28 protein-coding genes and 1 pseudogene are annotated in these 24,980 nt (G+C 31.7%); 26 read left to right on the forward strand and 3 right to left on the reverse strand.

All coding sequences use genetic code 11. The annotated features are described in order from the left end of the window. Nucleotides 1-49: 49 nt before the first annotated feature. From Ctaglu_RS00775 to rho, 4 genes and pseudogenes are all read left to right on the forward strand, one after another. A pseudogene (locus tag Ctaglu_RS00775) lies at nt 50-615 on the forward strand (IS3 family transposase); the annotation flags it as partial. A gap of 360 nt (nt 616-975) precedes the next feature. Beyond that, complete coding sequence (locus Ctaglu_RS00780; RefSeq protein WP_124997073.1) at nt 976-1,986, forward strand: VanZ family protein; 1,011 nt, start codon at nt 976-978, stop codon at nt 1,984-1,986. Between the two features lie 340 nt (nt 1,987-2,326). After that, complete coding sequence (locus Ctaglu_RS00785) at nt 2,327-2,671, forward strand: hypothetical protein (protein WP_124997075.1); 345 nt, start codon at nt 2,327-2,329, stop codon at nt 2,669-2,671. A gap of 253 nt (nt 2,672-2,924) precedes the next feature. Further along, complete coding sequence (gene rho, locus Ctaglu_RS00790) at nt 2,925-4,397, forward strand: transcription termination factor Rho (RefSeq protein WP_124997077.1); 1,473 nt, start codon at nt 2,925-2,927, stop codon at nt 4,395-4,397. A 48-nt stretch (nt 4,398-4,445) separates the two neighbouring features. Here rho and rpmE read toward each other — a convergent pair whose 3' ends face one another. Beyond that, nucleotides 4,446-4,673, reverse strand: a complete 228-nt coding sequence (rpmE, locus tag Ctaglu_RS00795) for a 50S ribosomal protein L31 (RefSeq protein WP_124997079.1) — start codon at nt 4,671-4,673, stop codon at nt 4,446-4,448. A 172-nt stretch (nt 4,674-4,845) separates the two neighbouring features. Here rpmE and Ctaglu_RS00800 point away from each other — a divergent pair, with 172 nt between their 5' ends. The 10 genes from Ctaglu_RS00800 to upp all read left to right on the forward strand — a co-directional run bounded on the left by Ctaglu_RS00800 (nt 4,846) and on the right by upp (nt 12,470). Next, the gene (locus Ctaglu_RS00800; protein WP_124997081.1) at nt 4,846-5,430 is read left to right on the forward strand and encodes a thymidine kinase; all 585 of its coding nucleotides are present in this window, start codon (nt 4,846-4,848) and stop codon (nt 5,428-5,430) included. 2 nt (nt 5,431-5,432) lie between these two features. After that, complete coding sequence (locus Ctaglu_RS00805) at nt 5,433-6,338, forward strand: DUF1385 domain-containing protein (protein ID WP_124997083.1); 906 nt, start codon at nt 5,433-5,435, stop codon at nt 6,336-6,338. Between the two features lie 34 nt (nt 6,339-6,372). After that, entirely contained in the window at nt 6,373-7,227 is an 855-nt protein-coding gene (gene prmC, locus Ctaglu_RS00810) for a peptide chain release factor N(5)-glutamine methyltransferase (RefSeq protein WP_124997085.1), read from the forward strand. Nucleotides 7,228-7,364: 137 nt separating this feature from the next. After that, nucleotides 7,365-8,441 carry a peptide chain release factor 1 gene (gene prfA, locus Ctaglu_RS00815; protein ID WP_124997087.1) on the forward strand — a complete coding sequence of 359 codons (1,077 nt, stop codon included), beginning with the start codon at nt 7,365-7,367 and terminating at the stop codon, nt 8,439-8,441. A 66-nt stretch (nt 8,442-8,507) separates the two neighbouring features. Beyond that, nucleotides 8,508-9,101 carry a hypothetical protein gene (locus Ctaglu_RS00820; RefSeq protein ID WP_124997089.1) on the forward strand — a complete coding sequence of 198 codons (594 nt, stop codon included), beginning with the start codon at nt 8,508-8,510 and terminating at the stop codon, nt 9,099-9,101. Between the two features lie 98 nt (nt 9,102-9,199). Beyond that, nucleotides 9,200-9,928, forward strand: coding sequence for a ZIP family metal transporter (locus tag Ctaglu_RS00825; RefSeq protein ID WP_185732554.1), 729 nt, complete (start codon nt 9,200-9,202; stop codon nt 9,926-9,928). Nucleotides 9,929-9,960: 32 nt separating this feature from the next. Next, nucleotides 9,961-11,007: an L-threonylcarbamoyladenylate synthase gene (locus tag Ctaglu_RS00830; RefSeq protein WP_124997091.1), complete on the forward strand. Its 1,047-nt coding sequence runs from the start codon at nt 9,961-9,963 to the stop codon at nt 11,005-11,007. A gap of 53 nt (nt 11,008-11,060) precedes the next feature. Continuing rightward, nucleotides 11,061-11,258, forward strand: coding sequence for a hypothetical protein (locus Ctaglu_RS00835; RefSeq protein ID WP_124997093.1), 198 nt, complete (start codon nt 11,061-11,063; stop codon nt 11,256-11,258). A gap of 79 nt (nt 11,259-11,337) precedes the next feature. Then, entirely contained in the window at nt 11,338-11,787 is a 450-nt protein-coding gene (gene rpiB / locus Ctaglu_RS00840) for a ribose 5-phosphate isomerase B (protein ID WP_124997095.1), read from the forward strand. A 53-nt stretch (nt 11,788-11,840) separates the two neighbouring features. After that, the gene (gene upp / locus Ctaglu_RS00845) at nt 11,841-12,470 is read left to right on the forward strand and encodes a uracil phosphoribosyltransferase (protein ID WP_124997097.1); all 630 of its coding nucleotides are present in this window, start codon (nt 11,841-11,843) and stop codon (nt 12,468-12,470) included. An 85-nt stretch (nt 12,471-12,555) separates the two neighbouring features. Here upp and Ctaglu_RS00850 read toward each other — a convergent pair whose 3' ends face one another. Next, a complete protein-coding gene (locus tag Ctaglu_RS00850) occupies nt 12,556-13,101 on the reverse strand; it encodes an NADH peroxidase (protein ID WP_124997099.1) in 546 nt (181 codons plus the stop codon). A gap of 229 nt (nt 13,102-13,330) precedes the next feature. After that, entirely contained in the window at nt 13,331-14,026 is a 696-nt protein-coding gene (locus Ctaglu_RS00855) for a Crp/Fnr family transcriptional regulator (protein WP_124997101.1), read from the reverse strand. 183 nt (nt 14,027-14,209) lie between these two features. Here Ctaglu_RS00855 and Ctaglu_RS00860 point away from each other — a divergent pair, with 183 nt between their 5' ends. The 12 genes from Ctaglu_RS00860 to atpD all read left to right on the forward strand — a co-directional run bounded on the left by Ctaglu_RS00860 (nt 14,210) and on the right by atpD (nt 24,954). Next, a complete protein-coding gene (locus Ctaglu_RS00860) occupies nt 14,210-14,938 on the forward strand; it encodes an ATP-binding protein (RefSeq protein WP_124997103.1) in 729 nt (242 codons plus the stop codon). A 219-nt stretch (nt 14,939-15,157) separates the two neighbouring features. Next, the gene (locus Ctaglu_RS00865; RefSeq protein ID WP_124997105.1) at nt 15,158-15,646 is read left to right on the forward strand and encodes a deoxycytidylate deaminase; all 489 of its coding nucleotides are present in this window, start codon (nt 15,158-15,160) and stop codon (nt 15,644-15,646) included. 78 nt (nt 15,647-15,724) lie between these two features. Continuing rightward, nucleotides 15,725-16,753, forward strand: coding sequence for an MraY family glycosyltransferase (locus Ctaglu_RS00870; protein ID WP_124997107.1), 1,029 nt, complete (start codon nt 15,725-15,727; stop codon nt 16,751-16,753). A gap of 76 nt (nt 16,754-16,829) precedes the next feature. Next, nucleotides 16,830-17,957 carry a non-hydrolyzing UDP-N-acetylglucosamine 2-epimerase gene (gene wecB, locus Ctaglu_RS00875; RefSeq protein ID WP_185732555.1) on the forward strand — a complete coding sequence of 376 codons (1,128 nt, stop codon included), beginning with the start codon at nt 16,830-16,832 and terminating at the stop codon, nt 17,955-17,957. A 682-nt stretch (nt 17,958-18,639) separates the two neighbouring features. Further along, nucleotides 18,640-19,014 (forward strand): ATP synthase subunit I, encoded by a 375-nt coding sequence (locus Ctaglu_RS00880; RefSeq protein ID WP_124997109.1) that lies wholly within the window; start codon nt 18,640-18,642, stop codon nt 19,012-19,014. A 4-nt stretch (nt 19,015-19,018) separates the two neighbouring features. After that, nucleotides 19,019-19,699, forward strand: coding sequence for a F0F1 ATP synthase subunit A (locus tag Ctaglu_RS00885; protein WP_124997111.1), 681 nt, complete (start codon nt 19,019-19,021; stop codon nt 19,697-19,699). Between the two features lie 32 nt (nt 19,700-19,731). Next, complete coding sequence (gene atpE, locus Ctaglu_RS00890; protein ID WP_164950408.1) at nt 19,732-19,977, forward strand: ATP synthase F0 subunit C; 246 nt, start codon at nt 19,732-19,734, stop codon at nt 19,975-19,977. Between the two features lie 66 nt (nt 19,978-20,043). Beyond that, a complete protein-coding gene (locus Ctaglu_RS00895) occupies nt 20,044-20,523 on the forward strand; it encodes a F0F1 ATP synthase subunit B (protein WP_373861652.1) in 480 nt (159 codons plus the stop codon). Nucleotide 20,524: 1 nt separating this feature from the next. After that, entirely contained in the window at nt 20,525-21,058 is a 534-nt protein-coding gene (locus tag Ctaglu_RS00900; RefSeq protein ID WP_124997115.1) for a F0F1 ATP synthase subunit delta, read from the forward strand. Between the two features lie 16 nt (nt 21,059-21,074). Continuing rightward, nucleotides 21,075-22,592: a F0F1 ATP synthase subunit alpha gene (gene atpA, locus Ctaglu_RS00905; protein ID WP_124997117.1), complete on the forward strand. Its 1,518-nt coding sequence runs from the start codon at nt 21,075-21,077 to the stop codon at nt 22,590-22,592. A gap of 94 nt (nt 22,593-22,686) precedes the next feature. Continuing rightward, nucleotides 22,687-23,541, forward strand: a complete 855-nt coding sequence (gene atpG / locus Ctaglu_RS00910; protein WP_124997119.1) for an ATP synthase F1 subunit gamma — start codon at nt 22,687-22,689, stop codon at nt 23,539-23,541. Between the two features lie 15 nt (nt 23,542-23,556). Continuing rightward, entirely contained in the window at nt 23,557-24,954 is a 1,398-nt protein-coding gene (gene atpD / locus Ctaglu_RS00915) for a F0F1 ATP synthase subunit beta (protein WP_124997121.1), read from the forward strand. The last annotated feature ends 26 nt before the right edge of the window (nt 24,955-24,980 follow it).

Genomic DNA, 24,980 nt, shown 5'->3' on the forward strand with positions numbered 1-24,980 from the left:
TGGGTTTGATATAAATGTAATTGGATTAGGCAGAATCGAACAATCAACATATAGAAGAATTGCTAAGGCAACGAAAGAGAATAGCGTAGTAAAAAATATTTTGAATCGTGAATTCAAGCAGGCTACGCCAGGGAAGGTTCTTATTACTGATATAACATATTTACCATACGGTAATAGTAAAATGGCTTACTTATCCACAATTAAGGACTCATCAACAAATGAAATATTAGCGTATCAAACTTCAGATAGAATAACACTTGATATATCCTTAGATACAATAAAGAAGCTAGTTAAAAACAGACGAGTAACGTTAACAAAAGATGCCTTTATTCATTCAGATCAAGGTAGTCATTATACAAGCCCAACATTTCAAAAGCTACTAAAAAAGCACAAATTATCACAGTCAATATCGCGTAGAGGTAACTGTTGGGACAATGCCCCTCAGGAATCATTTTTGGACATATGAAAGATGAGATAGATTTAAAGTCCTGTACTACTCTTGAAAATGTTAAGAAAATGATAGATAGGTATATCACATATTATAATAATTATAGATACCGGTGGGACTTGAAAAAGGTGGCTCCTGTACAATACAGAAATCATCTCTTAGCTTGATAGCACCTTTTTTTTAGAGTGGCATTGACATAGGTACCAGTTTAGTTTTTGTTACCCTTTTTTCATTTTTTTTAAGAACGAAAACATTAAAGTCCATAAGTTAAGGCTAAAAAGACAAAGACCTTATTTCTTAAAGTTGCAATTAATATACAAATATTTTCATGCGGTTTTTTCATAAGTCAGTTAACACTATGTTAAAACATGCCTTTAAGAGGAGGACCGCAAAATTCTACAAACCTGTCAAGTGTTTTATGCAAAAAAAAGTGGGGCAATCAACAAAAAATAATGATACTAAAAATGAGTAATCACAGGATCTAAGGAGTTTCCGTGAACGCTCACTTTATAAGAGGGGGAAATAAGATGCTTTTCATAAAACATAATTTATTACTGGTAGTACCATTTATTTTTGTATTAATACCATTTGTATTAATACATAGAATTTTAGAGATAAAAAAATACCATTATTTAGGCATTAAGACAACAAGGTATAGAGAAGTAGGAGCTGTTGCGTTAATTTACTCGTTAATTTTTATAGGTACATTAACCCTTGGATCAAGTATTTTTTTCTTTGATTTACAGTTCATTGTTCAACATATTCATGATTCAATAAAAAATATAAATATTATTCCATTTAAAGGAATGATTGAATTTGGAATACATGGTGTTGTAAATATTTTCGGAAACATTTTTATGTTTATTCCTTTTGGATTTTTTGTTGCATTATTCTCTAAAAAAGACAAGAGGATAAAACATACAGTTATAGCAGGTGCAGGACTATCTCTAGTAATTGAAATTATTCAGATTTTTGTTATGAGATATATGGACATTAATGATATAATTTTGAATACTTTAGGAGCCTTTTTAGGATTTGAATTATTAAATCTTTCTGAAAAACGTTTTTCTAACTTTTTCAATAAATTTTCCACTAATAAAACGGTAAAGAAATTAACATTAAAAGACAAAATAAAGGTTTATGCTGTTACAATATTGCAAATAGTTGTTTGGATTATAATGAGTGTTAATTTAAAACAAATGGTTATGTCCTTTTATCTTAAATCTACTGACATGCCTAATTTAAATAACATTGACCCATTTAAATTGACTTTATTGACACTTCCATTGTTAGTTTTTATAATATCCATAGTAATGCAATTTATATTTAGGAAAAGGTTAATTATTTTACTGATTAACTTTGCATTATGGATGATTGCAGCATTTACTTTATTTAATTCCAATTTCCTGATTTACTGTTTTATATACACATTCATTTCATTACTCGGAACACTTATAGGAGATTTAATTATTAAATCTAAGAATAAGCTCATTAACAAAAGAAGAAAATCAATTACTCATTCTACATTATTTAAGTAATGCTAAAAATGAATAATAAATGCGTCTATTGAAGCATCCAGGTCAGCAAGGTAAAGCATATTGAAAAAACAATAGGGAGCAAATATCTAAACCTATAATAGAAGAGTATTGAATAGTAATGGAAATTTTTACGAACGATATTACCAATAATTTCAATTAAAATTAAGCAGGAATTTCATAAAATTTATAGAATCTAATCATTAAAGACATTAAAGACATTAAAGACATTAAAGACATTAAAGACATTAAAGAATATTATTGTGAAAAATGATTTTACTTTTGATAATTGTTTTTTGAAAAATATATTTTCACAAGATAATAAAATATGGAGGTGGAATAATTGATACTCGATACGAATATTGCTATAGCTTTAAAGGATTCTAATGGTCAATATAAGGTGGAAGAACTGACAATATTTGAAATAGAGAGTATGAGGACTAAATTTCCATGTCTATATGTTAAATTGCATAAAGGAAATGAAATATTAATTGATGTTAAATGCTGCCTATGCAATGAGTATCATTCATATCATTATAATATTAATGAACTTTTAAAAACTAATATGGTCATTGGTGGATGTGAGCAATTAGCATTGCCTATATTTTTCATTGGCAAGAATGAAAAAGTTATAAAAAAAGTAAATGAACATAAACAGATTACAGAGAAGATTTATGCTATGATATAAGATAAATTAAAAAAGACACAAACCTTAGAAGGAGTATAAATCTCCTTCTGGAATCATTAATATTGTAGCTTCGAAGAAGATGAACAGCTGTGCAGGTTATGATTTAATATAGTGGATTAAAGTTTTAAAATAGGATATACTTAAAAAAGTATATCATTTCAAAAAATTCATTGGATAGTAAATACGTTTTTAATTCCCATGATATTTATTAAATAGATATTATATATAATATACCCTTCGGAGGTGCAGATTTTTGATAAACAAAGATTTTGAAAATATGACAGTAGTTGAGCTGCGGGAACACTGCAAAGAGCTTGGTGTTAAAAACATTTCTAAACTTAAAAAGAGTGAGCTAATAGAGGAAATAAAGAAGATGACGCCAGTTTCATTGCAAAGAGACGGAGTTATTTTAAAAGAAAAGATAAGTCCTAAAATCACTTCTAAAGTTCAAGATAATATTATTATAGAAAATTCAGAGGCGCAAGTCCCAAATAATCCAATTCAAACTGAGAAAACTCCTGATAATGAAGACATTGATACTGGTTTTAAAAATCAAAATGAAAATAAAAAAGAAAAGTTACAGGAAATGATAAATGAATCAGGGTCAGCAAGAGGAGTTCTAGAAATAATTGAAAATAATAGTTATGGTTTTTTAAGAGGGCATAATTATTTATCAGGGCAGGATGATATTTATGTTTCGCCATCTCAAATTAGAAGATTTAATTTGCAAACAGGTGATGAGGTAGAAGGTAAAGTAAGAACACCTAAAGAGGGAGAAAAATTTAAAGCGCTATTGTATGTACAGGGAGTAAATGGAGAAAATCCAGATAGAGCTGTAGGTAGAAGACCTTTTGAAAAGTTAACTCCTATTTACCCAACAGAAAGGTTGACATTAGAAACCACTCCAACTGACTTGTCTTCGAGAATGATGGATATTATTTCTCCTATAGGTAAAGGCCAGAGAGGCATAATTGTAGCACAACCAAAAGCAGGAAAAACAACACTTCTTAAAAAAATCGCTAACAGTATTTCTATAAATCACCCAGAAGTAAAATTAATTGTTGTTTTAATAGATGAAAGACCGGAAGAAGTTACGGATATGCAGAGATCTATTAAAGGCGAAGTTATTTATTCAACTTTTGATGAAGAACCAGATCACCATACAAAAGTTGCTTATATGGTACTTGAAAGAGCTAAAAGAATGGTAGAACAAGGCCAAGATGTAGTTATTCTATTAGACAGTTTAACTAGACTTTCTAGAGCTTATAATTTAACTGTAACGCCTTCAGGAAGAACACTATCCGGTGGACTTGACCCTAGTGCACTTTTGATGCCAAAGAAATTTTTTGGAGCGGCTAGAAATATTGAAGAGGGTGGAAGCTTAACAATTCTTGCTACTGCATTAGTAGAAACAGGAAGTAGAATGGATGATATGATTTTTGAGGAATTTAAGGGAACAGGTAATATGGAAGTTCATTTAGATAGAAAGCTTCAAGAAAGAAGAATATTCCCAGCTATAGACATTTATAAGTCAGGAACAAGAAGAGAAGACTTATTACTTACTAAAATTGAAATGGAAACTATATATAATTTAAGAAAGATAATGTATAGAGAAGGTAATGCTATGGGAGTAACAGAAAAACTCCTGAATTTAATATCCACCACTAAGAATAATAAGGAATTTTTAGAAATGTTAAATAAGAACTTTGAAGTATTAGCTAGATAATATAAATAAAAAAATGGAAAAGATAATTAAATCTTTTCCATTAATATATTATTCTGCGTCAGTTTCTACTTCGTTTTTTATGTTGAATTTCTTCATGAATCTGTCTACTCTTCCACCAGCATCAATATTCTTTTGCTTTCCAGTGTAGAATGGATGGCAGTTAGAACATACGTCTACTTTAAGTTCTTGTTTAGTAGATCCTGTAATAAAAGTGTTTCCACATGCACATTTAACAACTGTGTCTTTATGGTATTCTGGATGTATTCCTTCTTGCATATTTTTCACCTCTTTCAAAAAATAGATATATACCCGTATTGTCAACTACTCAAGTCTATCATATAATTGATTATTAAGTCAATAAGAATAAAATTAAATTTGACTTTATTATATAGTGTATATTTGATAAAATACATGTAGTAAGTTTTTTTATAATATTGGAGGTAAAAGTATGTATGGACCAAAAAACCATGGTTGGGTGGAAGTAATTATAGGACCTATGTATAGTGGTAAGTCTGAAGAACTTATACGTAGGATAAGAAGAACAAAAATTGCAAAACAAAAATTACAAGTTTTTAAACCAGAAATTGATAATAGATATAGCAAGGGAGATGTGGTATCCCACTGCGGAGAGAAGGAAGAGGCTGTTCCAGTTAAGGATAGTGCAGAGTTACTGGCTCTATTACATGAAGATACACAAGTTGTTGCTATCGATGAGGTTCAATTTTTTGATAAAGGTATAATTAACGTAATTACTACACTCGCTGATAATAACAAAAGAGTTATATGCGCAGGATTAGATATGGATTTTAGGGGAGAACCTTTTGGGCCTATACCTGTACTTCTTGCTGTAGCCGAATTTGTGGATAAAATCCAGGCTATTTGCGTGGTGTGCGGTAATCCTGCCACTAGAACCCAACGTTTGATTAATGGAAAGCCAGCTAAATATGAGGATCCCATTGTATTAATTGGAGCTACAGAATCCTATGAGGCGCGTTGTAGAAAGTGTCATATTGTTCCTAGAGAAGGGGTGTAACTATGGCTAAAAATGTTAATGTTGGAGGTCAGGCAGTAATTGAAGGAGTTATGATGAGAGGCAGTATGGGTATTGCCACTGCGGTGAGAACTGCAGAAGGGGAAATTGTAGTGGAAAAAAAAAGCTATACCTCCTATACGAAAAAGAATAAATTTTTTGGATTGCCTATAATAAGAGGATTTATTTCACTAATTGAATCCTTAGTTATAGGTGTGCAAACTTTAAATTATTCAGCTTCTTTTTTCGAAGAAGAGGGCGAAGCTTCAAAAATAGATAAATGGATAGAAAAAATATTTAAAGATAAGAGTAATGATATAATTATGGGGTTATCCCTTGTTATTTCACTGGTTATATCTATAGGATTATTTTTTGTTTTACCAACTCTTGTAGCTAATGTTTTTAGTGAAATGGGTACAGGCACCATAGGCATGAATATTGTAGAAGGAATTATTAGAGTTTTAATATTTCTACTATATGTATATCTTATAGGAAAAATGGAAGATATTAAAAGAGTGTACCAATATCACGGTGCTGAACATAAAACTATATTTTGTTACGAAAACAATGTTGAACTAACTCCAGAAAATGCAGCTAAATTTGGAAGATTACATCCAAGATGTGGCACGAATTTTTTATTTTTAGTTATGATAGTTAGTATAATAATGTTCTCATTTACTGGTTGGAATTCAATTGGGGAGAGGATAATGTATAGGGTTATACTTCTGCCACTAATTTCAGGGGTAAGCTATGAAATTATTAAATGGATGGGAAAAAGCAAGGGACCCTTAGCTAAAATCCTTTCTTATCCAGGACTTAAGTTGCAGAACTTGACTACAAGGGAACCGGATTTGTCTCAATTAGAAGTTGCGATAAAAGCTCTTAAAGTAGCGGAGGGAATTGAAAATTAATTAGAATTGTGATCATAAAAGGCGGTGGTTAGTGATGAATATAGGAGAAATACTTCTTAAGTCTTATGGAATTTTAAAAAAAGTTGGCATTGAGAGCTATTTGTTAGATTCACAACTTTTACTGGCTAAGGTTTTAAATGTGGATAAATTGTTCATAATGCTTAATAGAGATTTTAATCTTAATGAAAAGCAAGAAGAAGAATTTTCACAGCTAATCCAGCTTAGGAAAAGTAAGATGCCCATAAAATACATTCTCGGTGAATGTGAATTTATGGGTATGAATTTAATAGTAAAGCCTGGAGTATTAATACCAAGACCTGATACTGAAATTTTAGTTGAAGAAGTAATTAAGCATATAAATGAAAAAGATTATACGCAGGTTTGTGATGTTTGTACTGGAAGTGGAGCTATTGGAATAGCTATAGCCGAATTTATTAAAGGTGTAGAGGTAATGCTTTATGATATATCTTATGATGCAATAGCTGTGGCAAAATTAAATATAGAAAGATTTGACTTAGCGAGTAGGGTCAATGTGGAGCGTAGCGATTTATTGCAAAGTGCTATAGAGCAGAATAAGAAATTTCAAGTGGTGGTCTCTAATCCTCCCTATATAAGAGAATCAGTCATACCTACTTTAATGGAGGATGTAAAAAATTATGAGCCCTACATAGCACTTAGTGGTGGGAAAGATGGGTTGGAATTTTATAGAAGAATCACCGAAGAAAGTTTGCAAGTTTTGGAAAAGGGCGGACTTTTAGCTTTTGAAATAGGATATGATCAAAGAGAAGAAGTTCAGGATATTCTTTTAAAATCAGGATTTAAGAGCATAGAATGTATTAAAGATTTATCTGGAAATGATAGGGTTATTAAAGGCATCTTAATGGAGTAGGACACTTTAGTGGGTAATGGCATCTTGTGAATTAGATAAGCAAAGTAGAGTAAGTATATAGTTATGTTGGAATTGTATACTGTACATAACTATGGTATAATATTAGGATGTGAAAATATATATACGGAGTGATAAAAATGTTAGATAGGCTTGAGTTTACAGAAAGCAAATATGAAGAAATTACAATGAAAATCGGCGACCCTTTGGTTATTGCTAATCAAAAGGAATGGCAAAAACTTTGCAAAGAACACGCAGAATTGGAAGTAGTTGTTACGAAATATAGAATATATAAAAAAGCTAAAGAAGATTTAGAAACAAACAAAGAAATGCTTAAAGATGAAGCTGATAAAGACATGAAAGAGATGATTCAAGATGAAATAAAAGACTTGATTCAAATTAAAGAAACTATGCAGGAAGAATTAAGAATTTTGCTTTTGCCTAAAGACCCTAATGATGATAAAAACGTGTTTATCGAAATTAGAGCTGGAGCAGGTGGAGATGAAGCAGCATTGTTTGCAGCAAATCTATTTAGAATGTATACAAGATATGCAGAGCGTAATAAATGGAAAGTTGAAGTAATGAGTGCTAATGAAACAGATATTGGCGGATTTAAAGAAGTAGTATTTATGGTAAAAGGTGATTCTACTTATAGTAAATTTAAATACGAAAGTGGAGTACACAGAGTTCAAAGGGTTCCAGATACAGAATCAAGTGGAAGAATTCATACATCTACGGCGACTGTTGCAGTGCTTCCAGAGGTTGACGATGTAGATATTGAAGTTAGTGCTAATGATTTAAGAATAGATGTGTTTAGAGCGTCTGGTAATGGCGGGCAGTGTGTTAATACAACAGATTCAGCAGTAAGAATGACACATATTCCTACAGGACTTGTAGTTTCTTGCCAGGATGAGAAATCCCAGTTAAAGAACAAGGAGAAAGCTTTGAAGATATTAAAATCTAGATTGTTTGATAAAGCCGAGGCTGAAAGATCCGCAGGAATAGCTGAAGATAGAAAAAGTCAAGTGGGCACAGGAGATAGAAGTGAGAGAATAAGAACTTATAACTATCCTCAAGGCAGGGTTACAGACCATAGAATAGGCTTAACATTGTATAGGTTAGAAGCTTTTCTTGATGGCGAAATAGATGAAATGATGAACACATTAATAACTGCTGACCAAGCAGAAAAGATGAAAGCCATGGGTAATAACAATTAGAAATTACTTTGTGCGAAAAACCTACTCATTTAGGTGTGGGAACTTCAGAAGCGAAAGGTGAGAGTAATGAATATAAATAAAGCCATTAGAAAGCAAAAAAAAACTTATAAAGGGTTTATGCTATCGATGTGCTTTATTTTTGTTTTATTACCTATTATGTTAATAGTGTCAAAAATTGCAAACATATACTTTATAATATATTTAATTTTTAATGAGCTACTTATTGTTATTGTTATGATTCTTAGATTTGATGAAGAATATATTGATTTCAAGTTGGAAGGGTATAAAATAAGCATATGGTGTGGATTTGCCAAAGATAAATTTATTATTATATGCAAAAAAGTTGTCTTTGTTCATACTGAAAATCAAGGCATGGACTTAGAGATTATTATAATAACAAAATCTAAATTTAGAAATGAAAAAATTCATCCCCTAGATGTAAAATTTTTAAAAAAATACCCCTATGTAGCACAGATGTATAGGAAAATTAAAATTGAAAATCCGGAAGAAACATATTTCTATTTTATAATTAAACATGGTGGATTTAGAAAATATGTCTTATTGGATTACGTGTATAGATCTTGCGTTGGTGCAATATTTTCAAGTGATGCTATAGAAAAAATTAAAGAATATAGAGAATACTGCATAAAGCCCCACTGATGGAATAAAATTACATATAGAGAAATAAGTATAGTGTATAAAAGTTTCTATACTTTATTTTCATATGGAATTGTAAATTAAGAAGTGGGGGTATAAATTTGAATAGTAAGATTGTTTTGATAATCATATTTTCTGGAGTAATAGCTTTGATTGGTACTATGATAGGGGCATTTTTAGGTGTTCTTATAAAGAAACCTTCAAGAAAGTTCCTAGGAAATATTATAGGATTTGCATCAGGACTTATGCTTTCTATTGTGGTTTTTGAACTCATACCAGAAGCTACAGAAAAGACAGGACTTCTAGGAACCTTATTGTTTTTAAGTCTAGGTATTATTATTGTTGTAATAATAGACAAAATAAGCAATTTAAGTGGTAATGCAAATTCTCAATATACAAAGGTGGCTTTTATGGTTGCGGTTGGAATAATGCTACATAATTTTCCTGAAGGTCTAATAATGGGATTTGGGTTTGTTAATGGAGAAAATTTAGGGCTTAAAATGAGTATGATAATTGCAATACATGATGTGCCTGAAGGTTTAGCTGTTGCAGCGCCTCTAATGCTTTCCGGGACAAAAAGTGGAAAAATATTGTTTTATGCATTTTTAACAGCACTGCCTACTGCAGTTGGTGCCTGGATAGGAATGTATATTGGTAGTATATCTGTAAATATATTAGGTAGTTCCCTAGCATTTGCCTCAGGTGTTATGTTATATGTTATTTACGGAGAAATGCTTCCGCAGTCTAAAAAGCTTTGGCCGGGAATTACAAATACATTGGGAATACTTTTGGGGATAATAGTGGGGTTAATAATGACTAATGTGATTTAAGATGATTTAAGATTTAATTGAGAGGTGTAAGGATGAAAACGAAGATAGTAATAATGGAGGAAAATAATATAAAGCAAAATATAATTGAGGAAGCAGGGATTGTTATAGCTTGCGGTGGATTAGTTGTTTTCCCTACTGAGACAGTTTATGGTCTTGGATGTAATGCCTTAGATGCACTGGCTGTAGAAAAGATTTTCAAGGCTAAGGGAAGACCACAGGATAATCCGCTTATTGTGCATGTAGCTGATTTTAATATAGAGCCTCTAGTGAAAGAAATACCCAATATTGCAAAGAGAGTTATGGATAAATATTGGCCTGGACCAATAACTTTAATTTTTAATAAGTCTGAGCTGATTCCCATGACTACAAGTGCAAATCTGGATACGGTAGGCATAAGAATGCCTTCAAATTTAATTGCCAGGAAACTCATTGAGGCAGCGGGAACACCTATTGCAGCTCCCTCGGCTAATATATCTGGTAGACCTAGTCCTACTGAAGTAGAGAGTTGTATCGAGGATTTAAGCGGAAAGATAGAATACATTATAGGTGGAGATAAAAGTGAGGTAGGTCTTGAGTCAACAATAGTGGATTGTACTTGTACTCCTCTATGCATACTAAGACCAGGAGCTATAACACTTGAGATGTTAAGAGAGATAGATGAGGGAATATATATTGATAAAACCATAATGTCGAAACCGAAAAATGATTTTAAGCCTAAAGCACCTGGTATGAAGTATAGACATTATGCACCAAAAGCCCCAGTAAAAATTATATGTGGAGATTTAGAAAAAACTATTGCAAAAATCAATGAAATAGTGCAGAATAGTATGGGCAAGAAAAAAATAGGGATTATGGCAACAGATGAAACTAAGAATAAATATCCTTGTGGCACTGTTATTTCTTTAGGTAGCAGAAAACATCTAGATACTGTGGGAAGAAATCTTTTTGAAGTTTTAAGAAGTTTTGATGCTATAGATGTAGATTTAATATTGTCAGAGGCCTTTGAAGAAAAGGGAATAGGTGTTGCTATAATGAATAGGCTTAAGAAGTCAGCAGGTTTTGATATAATTTACGTATAGGTAGATAGCAGTTTTTAATTGATATCTATTCTAGAGGAATATGAGGAGGAACTATGGATATATTGTATATGTGTAATGAAAAAATGCGAAAAAGCTATATTATAGAAGCTATTTGCAACAAAATATTTACTATAAATAATATTGGACCATATGTTGTCTATATTCCAATGTATTCAAAGTTTTTTGACGGATTAAAAAATAATGCATTCTTATTATGGGATAATACAAAGAAGATAATGGTATTTAAATAGTTTATTTAAATGCTGATATCTTCTTTTTTTGTAATATAACATATTATAATAAGAAAATAGATCTTGGAGGTGTTTTACTATGAAAATAGCATTGGGTAGTGATCATGGTGGTTTAAATTTAAAAAAACATATAATCCTGCATCTGGAGAGTAAAAACATTGAGGTAACAGACTTAGGTACTTACACTGAAGATTCTTGTGATTATCCAGACTATGCATTAAAAGTTGCAAAGGTCGTAGTAGAAGAGCAGTTTGAACTAGGTATATTAATATGTGGAACAGGAATAGGAATAGGAATAGCGGCTAATAAAGTACCTGGAATAAGGGCTGCACTATGCCATGACACTTTTAGTGCTCATGCTTCAAGAGAGCATAACAATGCCAACATACTTACTCTTGGTGAAAGGGTTATTGGCGTAGGGTTAGCGTTAGATATCGTAGATGCTTTTATCAATGCTAAATTTCAAGGAGAAAGACACCAAAAAAGAATTAATAAAATTACTGAAATTGAGAAAAAATATTCTAAATAAACACTAAAATATAAACATTTAAAATAAACATTAAATAATTGGAGGCAATATATATGAGTAAAGTAACACAAATAACACATCCACTTATACAACACAAATTGGCATACATAAGAGATAAAAACACAGGTTCAAAGGATTTTAGAGATTTAGTTCAAGAAGTTGCGATGCTTATGGCTTATGAAGTTACACGTGATATACAATTAGAAGAAGTAGAAATTGAAACTCCTATTTGTATTACTAAATGTAAGGTTTTAGCTGGAAAGAAAATGGCTATAGTTCCAATACTTAGAGCAGGTCTAGGAATGGTTGATGGTATGTTAGAGATTATACCAGCAGCTAAGGTTGGACACATAGGAATGTATAGAAACGAAGAAACATTGCAACCTGTTGAGTATTTCTGTAAATTACCTCAGGATATTAATGAAAGAGATGTAATTATTACAGATCCTATGATTGCTACAGGAGGTTCTGCAATAGATGCAATTTCAGCTCTTAAGAAAAGAGGAGCCATAAATATAAGAATCATGTGTCTTATAGCTGCGCCAGAGGGAATTAAAGCTATTACGGATGCACACTCAGATGTGGATATATATGTAGCTTCAATTGATGAAAAATTAAATGAAAAAGGGTATATCGTACCAGGTCTTGGCGATGCTGGAGACAGATTATTCGGAACTAAGTAGTTAATTATAATAATTTATCATTAAAAAATAAAAGCAACTTACAGAAAAGTATCTGTAAGTTGCTTTTATATTTAATTAATTCAATTTATTGAAAATATCTAGTAAGTAAACCCTTAAATGCTGCACCGTGACGTGCTTCATCTTTACACATTTCATGTACTGTATCATGGATTGCATCATAGTTAAGCTTTTTAGCTAAAGTAGCTAAGTCCTTCTTACCTTGGCAAGCTCCATGTTCAGCAGCAACTCTCATTTCTAGGTTTGTCTTAGTATCTGATGTTACTACTTCTCCGAGTAACTCAGCAAATTTTGAAGCATGATCAGCTTCTTCAAAAGCTATTCGCTTATAAGCCTCTGCAACTTCTGGAAAGCCTTCTCTATCAGCTTGACGACTCATTGCTAAATACATACCAACTTCAGTACATTCTCCAACGAAGTTAGCTCTTAATGCTTCTACAACTTCTGGACTTGCGTCTTTAGCAACTCCAATTTTATGTTCATCTGCCCAGGACATATCATTTTCATTTTGCGCTACAAACTTATCAGCTTTTGCACCGCAAACTGGACAGACATCTGGTGCGGAATCTCCTTCGTGGACATACCCACATATTGTACAAACAAATTTTTTCATATTATTTTCCCCCTTTTAGTTGTTTTGAGTAAATAGCAATTATTAACTGTCATTTACCTCGTATTCTTTTATATAAATAACCATTACTATAAGTAATACAATTTACTATGTAAATAGGAAATTTGAACTTAGATTACTTATAATAATAACTATACATGAACGGATAACTATTATCAAGTAAAATTTAATATTTACATGAAAAAAGTAAAAAATGTTCTATATTTTTAGATTAAACTAATATATCTTCAAGAGCCTCTAAATCTTTTATTTTCACTAAACTCTTATTAAAATCTATTAAGCCATCTTCTTTCATATTAACGAACTCCCTTGAAAGGGAAGGTCTTTGAACACCTAGATGCTCAGCAAGGCTTTTTCTAGACATAGGCAGAGTAAGGGCTGTAGTTTTTTGAATTTCGTATTGAGAGAGTAAGTAATTAGAAATCTTTTGTCTTAGTGTTTCAAAAGATAGTTCTTTAATTTTTCTATTTAATAAAAGAATTTTACTAGATAGAAGTTGCATAAAATTATTCAATACTTTAGGGTAGGAGCTACACATAGCTATAATATCTTTTTTTGAAATATAAAGTATCACTGAACCTTTAGATGATACTATAGTAGCTGGGTATATATTTGTCTCTGAAAAAGCTATTGCTTCACCAAAGGTTTTTCCTATATTTAATTTTGCCAGGGTAACAACTTTACCACTGGCATAGTGCTTTTGTACTTCAAGCTCACCCGCCATTACAATTCCTAAATAGTCGCAGATATCGCCTTCTAATGCCACTATGCAAGTGCGGCATTCATCACAGTTTTTGCAGTTATCGGAAATGGAGTAATTTACATTTTTAATTAAATTTTGCAATTCATCATAAGTTAAACCTTTAAATAAAATACAATGCTTTAAACAATCTATTAGTTTATCCATAAAATCACCCTCAAATTTTTAATTTGGTAACATGGGTTACATATTATCATAAGTAATTCTAATATAATTTGTATATACAGTCAATTAAATCATTGCTGGGTTCGATAAAACAAATGAAATTAAGTGTTATTTATTTAAATGTAACTTAAAGAAAATATATAAAAAAATTCAGGAGGCGTTAAAATGAAAAGAGATATTATTAGTATAGATGAAAATAAATGTAATGGTTGTGGAATATGTATAAGCGGTTGTCATGAAGGTGCCATAGAGCTCGTTTGTGGCAAGGCTAAATTAATAAGCGATGAGTATTGTGATGGACTGGGGGATTGTCTACCGCAGTGCCCTACAGATGCTATTAAAATAATCCAAAGAGATGCTGCAGACTATGATCTACAGGCCGTTTCTATAAAAAAAGAGAAACATGCTGCGAAGCCTAATTTGCCTTGTGGATGCCCTGGTACAATGGAAAAGTCCATAAAAAGAAATGTTGATTTAAAGATAAAACAGATGCCTAATAAAATAGATAAGGTGGCGGAAGTATCAGTATCTTCTGAATTAAATCAATGGCCAGTGCAGTTAAAGTTAGTTAATTCTAAGGCTGGATTTTTGAATGGTGCAGATATATTGATTGCAGCAGATTGCACAGCTTATGCTTATGGAAATTTTCATAAGGAGTTTATCAAGGGAAGGGTAACTTTGATAGGCTGTCCAAAGCTTGATGACAATGATTATTATAAAGAAAAAATCTGTGAAATACTGAAAAACAATGATATTAAGAGTATTACTGTAGTTAGAATGGAAGTACCTTGTTGCGCAGGTATTGTTAGTTCTGTAAAGGGAGCTATGCTTGAGGCTGGAATAATAGTACCTTATAAAGAGGTAACTATTGGTATAAGCGGAGTAATAATTTAACACTTATAGCTACTCTTTAAAACTATATTTAAGAAAGTATATATTATGAAAAATAATATATACTTTCTTTAGTTTATAGTAAATTAATATAAATACAGTATTAAACACTTTAAATTCTTGATTTTTTAGTGTAAAATGGTATAGATTGATTATTAGATTATAGATTTAGTTTTGATTTCTCATCTACATAATTAAAATATATTTATGTGAGGTATATTTATGGTAAGAATTGACAAACATAATTATTATTTAGATATATGTGAAACCATATCTGAACGAGGGACTTGTATGCGGAGAAATTTTGCAGCTATAATAGTAAAGAATGATGAAATTATCTCTACTGGATACACAGGAGCACCTAGAGGTAGAGCGAATTGTTCCGATTTAGGGGTGTGTAGAAGAGAAGAATTGAAAATTCCAAGAGGCACAAGGTATGAACTTTGTAGATCGGTACATGCAGAACAAAATGCAATTATATCAGCTCGAAGAAATGATATGATAGGGTCAACTTTGTATTTAGTCGGAAAAGAAGTTAGTAATGGTGAATTAGTTAATAATGCATCTCCTTGCTCTTTATGCAAGAGATTTATAATTAATTCGGGTATAGATAAGGTAATAATTAGAGATAGCAAAATACAGTATAAAATCGTATATGTAGAAGAATGGATAGAAAATGATGATTCACTTCAAAGTGATGGTGGATATTAATATGTCAGCACCCTAGGTGATGATTTAAACTATATTTATCAAATAAAAACACTGTTTTTGTGAAAGAAAGGTTTTTTTATGAGTAATATTTATATTTTAGCGATAATTACAGCTTTAATTTCTTTTATAATTACCCCTTTAGTTAAGAGATTTGCAATACTTGTTAATGCCATAGATATTCCTAAGGATGAAAGGCGAGTTCACAAGAAACCTGTCCCAATTATGGGAGGCCTCGCTATATATATATCTTTTGTTATAGGAGCAATTTTATATAATGGAATTTTAACACCTTCTCAACTAGGTATAATTGTTGGTGCGACTATAATTGTTATGGGTGGAATGATAGATGATATTAAAGAATTAAGTCCTAAATACAAGCTTCTAATACAAATTATGGCTGCTGTATGCCTTTTAATGTCAGGTGTAAAAATATCAATTTTAACTAATCCTTTTAGAGAATTTTATCCTTATCTAAACATAGGGTGGGCTAGTATACCGGTAACAATAATATGGATTGTAGGTGTGACTAATGCTTTTAATCTAATAGATGGATTAGATGGCTTGGCAGCAGGGATAGCATTTATAGCCTGTGTTACTTTAATGATAGTATCTATAATTAGTGGAAGGCTGGAGGCAGCATTTTTAACAGCTGTTTTAAGTGGAGCGATTTTAGGGTTTTTACCCTATAATTTTAATCCAGCCTCTATTTTTATGGGGGATACGGGCTCTCAATTACTAGGGTTTCTACTAGCTGCAATTTCAATTCAATGTGCTATTAAATCTGCAACAGCATTTGTTATAGCGGTACCAATCTTGGCTTTTGCATTACCCATTTATGACACCCTTTTTGCTATGATTAGAAGGAAAGCTAGTGGCAAACCTATGATGCAAGCAGATAAAGGTCATTTGCACCATCGGCTTTTGGATATGGGACTCAGCCAAAAACAAGCAGTTATTATTATGTATTTTATAAGTGCTGTGCTAGGTGGGATTGCAATTATAGCAATGCAGATGAGTAATCAAAGGGCGTATTTTTTGTTAGGACTTACAGCAGTTATAACAGTTTCAGCAGCCTGGAAATATGGTATTTTCCAGCATAAAGAGTAGCTTGTATATCTATGGATTTAATAATTATTAATTTTCATGTGGTTATAGTTTAAATTGAGTTAAATTAGGAGGTCATATGGTGGAAAGCATTAAAGTTGTAGTAATATTTGGTACAAGACCTGAGGCTATAAAAATGGCACCTCTAGTTAAAGAATTAGAAAAAAATCCTCAAATACAATGTGTGGTATGCGTAACTGCTCAGCATAGAGAACTCTTAGACCAAGTCTTAGAACTTTTTAATATAGTGCCTCAGTATGACTTAAACATAATGAAATCAAAACAAAGCTTAACAGGGATAACTTGCTCTGTACTTGAGGGTTTAGAGGAAATCTTTGAAAGTGAGAAGCCGGATATAGTTCTTGTACATGGAGATACTACCACTACATTTGCTGCATCCCTTGCAGCTTTTTACAGAAAAATACCAGTTGGGCATGTAGAAGCTGGTCTTAGAACGCATAACAAGTTTTTCCCATATCCAGAAGAAATTAATAGGAAGCTAACTGGAGCACTAGCAGATTTACACTTTGCGCCTACTACTACATCTAAGGAAAATCTATTAAGAGAAGGAGTAGACGAGAGTTCTATTTTTGTTACAGGAAATACAGTTATAGATGCTATGAAGTATACAATTAAAGAAAAGTATATTTTTGAAAATAATGAGCTAAATGCAATTAATTATAAAAATAAAAAAGTTATAATTGTTACGGCTCATAGAAGAGAAAATTGGGGAAGTGGAATTGAGAATATATGTAATGCATTGAAAATTGTTGTATGCGAAAATAAAGATGTAGAAGTATTGTATCTAGTTCATCCCAATCCAGTAGTGAAGGATATGGTAAGCAGTATTTTAAAAGGTGTAGACAGAATACATTTGCTAAGCCCTATTGACACGGGTGAAATTCACAATTTAATGAAAAAATGTTACCTAGTAATGACCGATTCAGGAGGAATTCAAGAAGAGGCTCCTCATTTAGGTAAACCGGTTTTAGTGCTTAGGGATGTTACAGAGAGAGTTGAAGCGCAGCATGCTGGTACAGTAAAGTTAGTTGGAACAGATGTGGGGGAAATTGTATCAAATGCTAATAAGCTTTTAAGAAATTCAGAGGCGTATAATCACATGAGTAGGTCAATTAATCCTTATGGTGATGGAAATGCTTCTGCTAAAATAGTAGATTCACTATTAAAGTATTTTAAGATATACTAAATATTGTTAAAATAGGTTTGATAATTTAGAAATTAAATTATTAAACCTATTTTTTTAGTATCTTACACAAATGAAAATTTTAAAAGTAAAAGTTTTCATTGTTAAGAAAATCATATCGAAATACAACAAACGGAGGCACTTAAAAGTATTATTTATCCTGATATGCGGTATTTAAAAGCCTATAGTGAGTGAAATAAGAATAATTTAATGCATATTTTTAGTGAAGAATGATAAAAATATAATAAATAATAAAAATAATATAGTGAAAAAATGAATTATAAAAAATGTAATATTGCAATTGTTTATAAAAATAAAAAAATTAACGAAAAATTTTTATTTTTATAAGATTTTTGTAAATGTTTAACTGAATAAAAATTATAATAAAAAGTTCTTGAATGTTGACAAACCCAGTAGTATTGAAAATTTTGGCCTGAATATTAAGAATATTATGAATGTTAAGCATGTTAAAAGAAATAGAATAATTGAAAAATATAACTGCAAATTATGTGAAAAGTCGTAATATATCATAATATAGACATATTCAGAGGAAAGAGGCGATTTTCTTTAAAAAACAAACTCAAATGCTCCTATACATCAAATAATTGAGAAATTCTAGGTTTTATTTATGAAAATTAGTAGACTATAATAGAATTTGTTAGTATGTGGCGAGGAGAAGGAAAAAGTGAATAGTGATTTTAAAAATATGTTTAAAAAAATTCTTATGTATGATTTTTTTATTTCCTTAATTTTTACTGCGGTGATTTATTTTACAGCCAAGCCATATGTATTATTTTTTTTATTAGGGCTATTAGTAGCAGTAATAAATTTTTATGTTAATGGAATTACAGTGGAGTATTCTCTTGATAGTAAAAATGTAAAAAATACAGGCATAATAGTAATAGGGTCTTTCATTAGGGTTTTATTGGTGAGTGTTATTGGGTTTGCAATAGGCAGACACAATATGTTCAATATAATTGCATATATCTTCGGATATAGTTCACAATTTATATCTTTAGTGTGTTACGGGTTAAATAATAAGAATAGTGGAGGGAAGTGATTTAATGGATAAAGTAGTGCCGTTATTTCATATTAAATTCTTTGGGTACAGTATTGGAATTGTAGAAAGTATATTTGTTCAGTGGTGCATAATAGCTATAGTAGCTATATTATGTATATGCCTTACAAGAAACTTAAAAGTAATTCCCAATAAGAAGCAGAATATAATAGAAATAATTATGGATTTTATAAACAATCTTGTTAGAGATAATATGGGAGAAGAGTATATGGGGTTTGTACCTTATGTAGCAACAATAGTAATTTTCTTAAGTATTGTAAATCTCACGGGATTGATAGGTGTTACACCTGCAACAGTAGATTATAGTGTAGCATTAGCATTAGCATTAATAACATTCGTTGTTGTTCAATGGTTTGCTATTAAAAAGATAGGCCTAGGACACTATTTTAAAGGATATGTTGAACCATATGCATTTATATTACCTATTAACCTAATAGAGAGAGTTATGTTACCAGTATCATTAAGTTTTCGATTATTTGGAAACATGACTGCAGGTGTTGTAATAATAGATTTGGCATATAAAAGTTTATTTAGTTTAAATGGGCTTGCCCAATTAATTGTCCCAATACCCTTACATTTTTATTTTGATTTGTTTGATGGAATTATTCAAATGGTTATTTTTGTTATGTTGACAATGGTTAATATAAAAGTCATAGCAGAACATTAAATCTAGTTTTAAAAAATAAGGAGGAATTCAATATGAATAACATCGATCCAAAAGTACTTGTCACAGCGATGTCTGCAATAGGCGCAGGTCTTGCAGCAATAGGATGTATAGGAGGAGGAATAGGAACAGGTAATGCCGCGGCTAAAGCTGTAGAGGGCGTTGCAAGACAACCAGAAGCTAGGGGATCTATAATTAGTACGTTAGTTATAGGTGCTGCTTTCTCAGAAGCTACAGCTATCTATGCATTCTTAATAGCATTAATTTTAGCATTTAAGTAATATGGTACATATCAAAATGAAAAATTTTGAAATTAGGACTAAAGGGGGCTTTAATAGATTATGAATTTGAGCATACATTTTTCTACAATTATATTCACTATAATAAATTTTATTTTATTGCTATATATCTTAAAGTACTTTTTTAGTAAACCAGTAAATAAGATAATGGATGACAGGCAAAATGGAATAAATACATCTATTAAGAATGCTAAAGATAATGAACAAAAAGCAGAAATTTCAAGAAAAGAAAAAGAAAGATTATTGCATGAGTCAAAGATAAAAGGAAGAGAAATAGTCGAGGAATACAAAGTTAATGCGGAGAATATTTCCCAGGATATTGTCGAAGACGCAAGAAAAGAAGCAAATCTAATTTTGGAAAGATCAAGAGTTGAAATTGAAAGAGAAAAAGAAAAAGCACAAAGTGAAATTAAAAAACAAGTTATAGATTTATCTTTAATATTGTCTGAAAAAGCTCTAGAGCAACATATAGATGAAAAAGAACATAGAAAATTGATTGAGGACTTTATATTTAAGGTAGGTAGCTAAAATGTATGAATACTTAGACAAAAGATATGCACTAGCACTATACACAGTTGCTGAGGAAAAAGGAAAAGTAGAAGAATATTTAAATGACCTCAGGGAAATTGTTTCACTTATGAAGAACGATGATGAGTTTCTTAAAGTTATTAAATATCCACAAATAAGTACTTCTGCAAAAAAGAAAATGTTTATAAATATTTTTAAGGGCAGAATTGATGAGGATCTTTTATCTTTTTTACTTATTCTTATAGAAAAAGATAGAATAATGTATACTGAAGAAAAACTTAAAGAAATGGAAAAAATCCACTTAGAGCGTAACAATACCCTACTGGTGGATGTTGTAACAGTAATACCTCTTGACGATTCTGAAAGAGAAAACTTACGAATGAAATTATTTAAAATGTATGATAAGAAGATTATCTTTCATGAAAAGCTAGATAAAAACATTATAGGTGGAGTATATATTAGGGTTGGCGATGACGTTATTGATGGTACAATAAAAAACAAATTAGACGAAATGAAAAAATTAATGTTTAAATAGGAATAGAGGTGAGTTTATGAATATAAAACCAGAAGAGATAACATCCATAATAAAGAAAGAAATAGAAAGATATGAAAAGAAAATTGACACTGTTGACTCAGGAACCATAATTCAAATAGGTGATGGGATTGCTAGAGTATATGGTTTGGATGATTGCATGGAAGGTGAACTTTTAGAGTTCCCAGGTGGAGTATATGGCATGGCTCTAAATCTAGAACAAGACAATGTGGGATGTGTGCTACTTGGAAGCGGAGAAGGTATCAAAGAAGGTGACGTAGTAAAGAGAAGTGGCAAAGTAGTTGAAGTTCCCGTTGGGGAAGCACTAATTGGAAGAGTTGTAAATTCTCTAGGTGTTCCAATAGATGGAAAGGGTCCGATTAAGACTACAGAGACAAGACCGGTAGAAGTAGAAGCCCCTGGAGTTATTGAAAGACAATCCGTTAAAGTACCTCTTCAAACAGGCATAAAAGCAATAGACTCTATGGTACCAATTGGGCGAGGACAAAGAGAACTTATAATTGGGGATAGACAAACAGGTAAGACAGCCTTAACTATAGACACTATTTTAAACCAAAAGGGCAAAGATGTTGTATGTATATATGTTGCCATTGGTCAAAAACAATCTACTGTTGCACATATTGTTAATACGTTATCTGAAATGGGAGCCTTAGATTATACAATAGTTGTAGCATCAACAGCTTCTCATTCAGCACCACTTCAGTATTTGGCACCTTATGCTGGATGCAGCATGGGAGAATACTTTATGAACAAGGGTAGAGATGTATTAATAGTGTATGATGATTTATCTAAGCACGCGGTAGCCTATAGAGCTATGTCACTATTACTTCGTAGACCGCCAGGCAGAGAAGCATACCCAGGAGATGTATTCTATATTCATTCAAAATTATTAGAAAGAGCAGCAAAACTTTCAGATAAATTGGGTGGGGGATCATTAACTGCTCTTCCTATAATAGAAACTCTAGCAGGAGACGTTACGGCTTATATACCAACTAATGTTATTTCCATAACAGATGGTCAAATATTTCTTGAGGCGGAACTATTCCATTCAGGACAAAGACCCGCTGTTAATGCTGGAATATCTGTATCAAGAGTTGGTGGAAATGCTCAAATAAAAGCTATGAAACAAGTTACAGGAACTTTAAGGCTAGAACTTGCTCAATATAGGGAACTTGCAGCTTTTGCACAATTTGGTACGGATCTTGATAGCGATGCCAAAATGAGACTCGAAAAAGGAAAAAGATTAATTGAAATATTAAAGCAAGATCAATATATGCCAGTATCAGTAGAAAATCAAGTTATGATTTTCTTTGCTGGAACTAATAATTATCTTATGGATATTCCAGTACATCAAGTTACCAGATTCGAAAATGAATTTTTGCAGTACATGGATACACATCATAGAGATATAGGTAAGGCAATAGGAGATGTAAAAGCACTAAATGATGAAATAAAGCAACAACTTATTGATGCTATAGAAGAGTTTAAAAAAATATTTTCAATAGAAAAGTATTAATTACATTTCAAAAGGAAATACTTGATACACCACCTTTAGGTGATAATTAATTTGCCTTCATAATATATTTATGGAGGCGGAGGAGAGGTGAAACATGGCAGGTATGGGGCTTCTTGCAATTAAACGAAGAATAAAATCCATAACAAACACTACTAAGATCACCAGAGCCATGGGACTAGTCGCCACATCTAAATATAAAAAAATAAGGGAAAAAGTAGATACTAATAATGATTATCTTTATGCGCTTGAGGAAACTATTAACCAAGTTAAAGAAAATTATGAAGAAGATAGTATCTATATGAGAGGAAATAATAACAGCAAAAAACTGTATGTTGTATTGACCTCAGACACAGGTCTCTGTGGCGGCTTTAATTGGTCAGTAGCAAATAAAATTATTGATAGCTTAAAAATTAGTAAAGAAGATTATAATATAATTATTGTAGGTCAAAAGGGACGAATTATATTTAAAAAGCTTAACATTGAAACGGTGGCTGAATACGTTGAAATTTCTGATCCACCTTCTGAAAAGGAAGCTGCTACTATTATTAATCATGCGCTTAGTATGTATATAAGTGGTGAAGTGGGTGAAGTTTACATCGTTTATAAAAAGCTTGTTTCAGCGCTAAAAAATGAAGTTAAAATTGAAAAGCTACTTCCTCTAAATTTTGATAACAAAGATAGCAGTAATAAAGCCTATGTAGACATTAGTGAAATAAATGAAAAAACATTTTATGAAATTATTTCTTTATTTCTAGGTGGCAAAATGCTTAATTCATTGCTACATTCAAAAGCTAGTGAGCACAGGGCTAGAATGGAGTCTATGGGATCAGCTACTAACAACGCTAATGATATACTTGATAAGCTTAATTTAAGTTATAATAGAATTAGACAAAGTGCAATTACACAAGAAATTGCAGAAATAGTTGGAGGAGCAGAAGCTCAAAGGTAAAAAGGAGAGAAGACAATGCCAGGACATATAGGAAAAGTCGTTCAAATAATAGGCCCTGTTATAGACATAAAGTTTGACTCAGATAGTCTTCCTAATATTTATAACAGCATTGAAATTCAGATGGAAGATAGAGTAGTTGTAGCTGAGGTTGAGCAACATATTGGTGACGATATTATACGAGCAGTAGCTATGGAAAGTACTGAAGGTTTAAGGAGAGGACTTGAGGCTCTTGACACAGGTAATCCAATAACAGTACCAGTTGGAAATGTAGTACTGGGAAGGCTGTTCAATGTTCTTGGAAAGCCTATGGATGAAATGGGAGACGTTAAAGTAGATACATATATGCCTATTCACAGATTAGCCCCAACTTTTGAGGAGCAGTCTGTTGAGCCTGAGGTGTTTGAAACAGGGATTAAGGTAATAGACTTAATAGCACCATATCAAAAAGGTGGAAAAATTGGTCTTTTTGGTGGAGCGGGAGTTGGAAAAACTGTCCTTATTCAAGAGCTTATGAATAATATTGCAAAAGAACATAATGGACTTTCGGTATTTACCGGAGTTGGTGAGAGAACTCGTGAAGGTAATGATCTTTATAATGAAATGAAAGAATCAGGAGTTATATCTAAAACAGCCTTAGTTTTTGGTCAGATGAATGAGCCACCTGGAGCTAGAATGAGAGTTGCATTAACTGGTCTTACAATGTCAGAGTATTTTAGAGATCATGGGCAAGATGTATTGTTATTCATAGACAATATATTTAGATTTACACAGGCTGGTTCAGAAGTATCTGCGCTACTGGGCAGAATACCAAGTGCCGTTGGTTATCAACCAACACTTGCGACAGAAATGGGAGAATTACAAGAACGAATTACTTCAACAAAACAAGGTTCTATTACATCAGTTCAAGCTGTATATGTACCAGCAGATGATTTAACAGATCCTGCTCCGGCTACTACATTCAGTCATCTTGATGCTACTACAGTGCTATCTCGAGGGATAGTTGAACTTGGAATTTATCCAGCAGTAGATCCACTAGAATCTACTTCAACTATGCTTGATCCTAGAATAATTGGTAGAGAACATTATGATGTTACAATAAAAGTTCGACATATTCTTGAAAGATATAAAGAACTTCAAGACATTATTGCAATATTAGGGCTAGATGAATTATCTGAGGAAGATAAAATAGTAGTATTAAGAGCAAGAAAAGTTCAAAGATTTTTATCACAACCATTTACTGTAGCTGAGCAATTTACGGGAATGCAGGGTAAATTTGTACCTGTAAAAGAAACAGTAAGAGGATTTAAGGAAATTCTTGAAGGCAAGCATGACAAGTTACCAGAGGCAGCATTTATGTTTGTTGGAACTATAGAAGAAGCAATAGAAAAAGCAAAAACTATGGCTAGTGAATAAGATACTTTTAAGAATATATAGCTAGA

Source organism: Clostridium tagluense (assembly GCF_003865095.1).
GTDB lineage: Bacteria > Bacillota > Clostridia > Clostridiales > Clostridiaceae > Clostridium_AD > Clostridium_AD tagluense.

What these genes read in the sequence shown, in the direction of transcription:
- Ctaglu_RS00780 (WP_124997073.1), top strand. Translation starts at nt 976, where the DNA reads ATGCTTTTCATAAAACATAATTTATTACTGGTAGTACCATTTATTTTT.
- rpmE (WP_124997079.1), bottom strand. Translation starts at nt 4,673, where the DNA reads ATGCAAGAAGGAATACATCCAGAATACCATAAAGACACAGTTGTTAAA.
- Ctaglu_RS00800 (WP_124997081.1), top strand. Translation starts at nt 4,846, where the DNA reads ATGTATGGACCAAAAAACCATGGTTGGGTGGAAGTAATTATAGGACCT.
- Ctaglu_RS00805 (WP_124997083.1), top strand. Translation starts at nt 5,433, where the DNA reads ATGGCTAAAAATGTTAATGTTGGAGGTCAGGCAGTAATTGAAGGAGTT.
- prmC (WP_124997085.1), top strand. Translation starts at nt 6,373, where the DNA reads ATGAATATAGGAGAAATACTTCTTAAGTCTTATGGAATTTTAAAAAAA.
- prfA (WP_124997087.1), top strand. Translation starts at nt 7,365, where the DNA reads ATGTTAGATAGGCTTGAGTTTACAGAAAGCAAATATGAAGAAATTACA.
- Ctaglu_RS00820 (WP_124997089.1), top strand. Translation starts at nt 8,508, where the DNA reads ATGAATATAAATAAAGCCATTAGAAAGCAAAAAAAAACTTATAAAGGG.
- Ctaglu_RS00830 (WP_124997091.1), top strand. Translation starts at nt 9,961, where the DNA reads ATGAAAACGAAGATAGTAATAATGGAGGAAAATAATATAAAGCAAAAT.
- Ctaglu_RS00835 (WP_124997093.1), top strand. Translation starts at nt 11,061, where the DNA reads ATGGATATATTGTATATGTGTAATGAAAAAATGCGAAAAAGCTATATT.
- rpiB (WP_124997095.1), top strand. Translation starts at nt 11,338, where the DNA reads ATGAAAATAGCATTGGGTAGTGATCATGGTGGTTTAAATTTAAAAAAA.
- upp (WP_124997097.1), top strand. Translation starts at nt 11,841, where the DNA reads ATGAGTAAAGTAACACAAATAACACATCCACTTATACAACACAAATTG.
- Ctaglu_RS00850 (WP_124997099.1), bottom strand. Translation starts at nt 13,101, where the DNA reads ATGAAAAAATTTGTTTGTACAATATGTGGGTATGTCCACGAAGGAGAT.
- Ctaglu_RS00855 (WP_124997101.1), bottom strand. Translation starts at nt 14,026, where the DNA reads ATGGATAAACTAATAGATTGTTTAAAGCATTGTATTTTATTTAAAGGT.
- Ctaglu_RS00860 (WP_124997103.1), top strand. Translation starts at nt 14,210, where the DNA reads ATGAAAAGAGATATTATTAGTATAGATGAAAATAAATGTAATGGTTGT.
- Ctaglu_RS00865 (WP_124997105.1), top strand. Translation starts at nt 15,158, where the DNA reads ATGGTAAGAATTGACAAACATAATTATTATTTAGATATATGTGAAACC.
- Ctaglu_RS00870 (WP_124997107.1), top strand. Translation starts at nt 15,725, where the DNA reads ATGAGTAATATTTATATTTTAGCGATAATTACAGCTTTAATTTCTTTT.
- wecB (WP_185732555.1), top strand. Translation starts at nt 16,830, where the DNA reads ATGGTGGAAAGCATTAAAGTTGTAGTAATATTTGGTACAAGACCTGAG.
- Ctaglu_RS00885 (WP_124997111.1), top strand. Translation starts at nt 19,019, where the DNA reads ATGGATAAAGTAGTGCCGTTATTTCATATTAAATTCTTTGGGTACAGT.
- atpE (WP_164950408.1), top strand. Translation starts at nt 19,732, where the DNA reads ATGAATAACATCGATCCAAAAGTACTTGTCACAGCGATGTCTGCAATA.
- Ctaglu_RS00900 (WP_124997115.1), top strand. Translation starts at nt 20,525, where the DNA reads ATGTATGAATACTTAGACAAAAGATATGCACTAGCACTATACACAGTT.
- atpA (WP_124997117.1), top strand. Translation starts at nt 21,075, where the DNA reads ATGAATATAAAACCAGAAGAGATAACATCCATAATAAAGAAAGAAATA.
- atpG (WP_124997119.1), top strand. Translation starts at nt 22,687, where the DNA reads ATGGCAGGTATGGGGCTTCTTGCAATTAAACGAAGAATAAAATCCATA.
- atpD (WP_124997121.1), top strand. Translation starts at nt 23,557, where the DNA reads ATGCCAGGACATATAGGAAAAGTCGTTCAAATAATAGGCCCTGTTATA.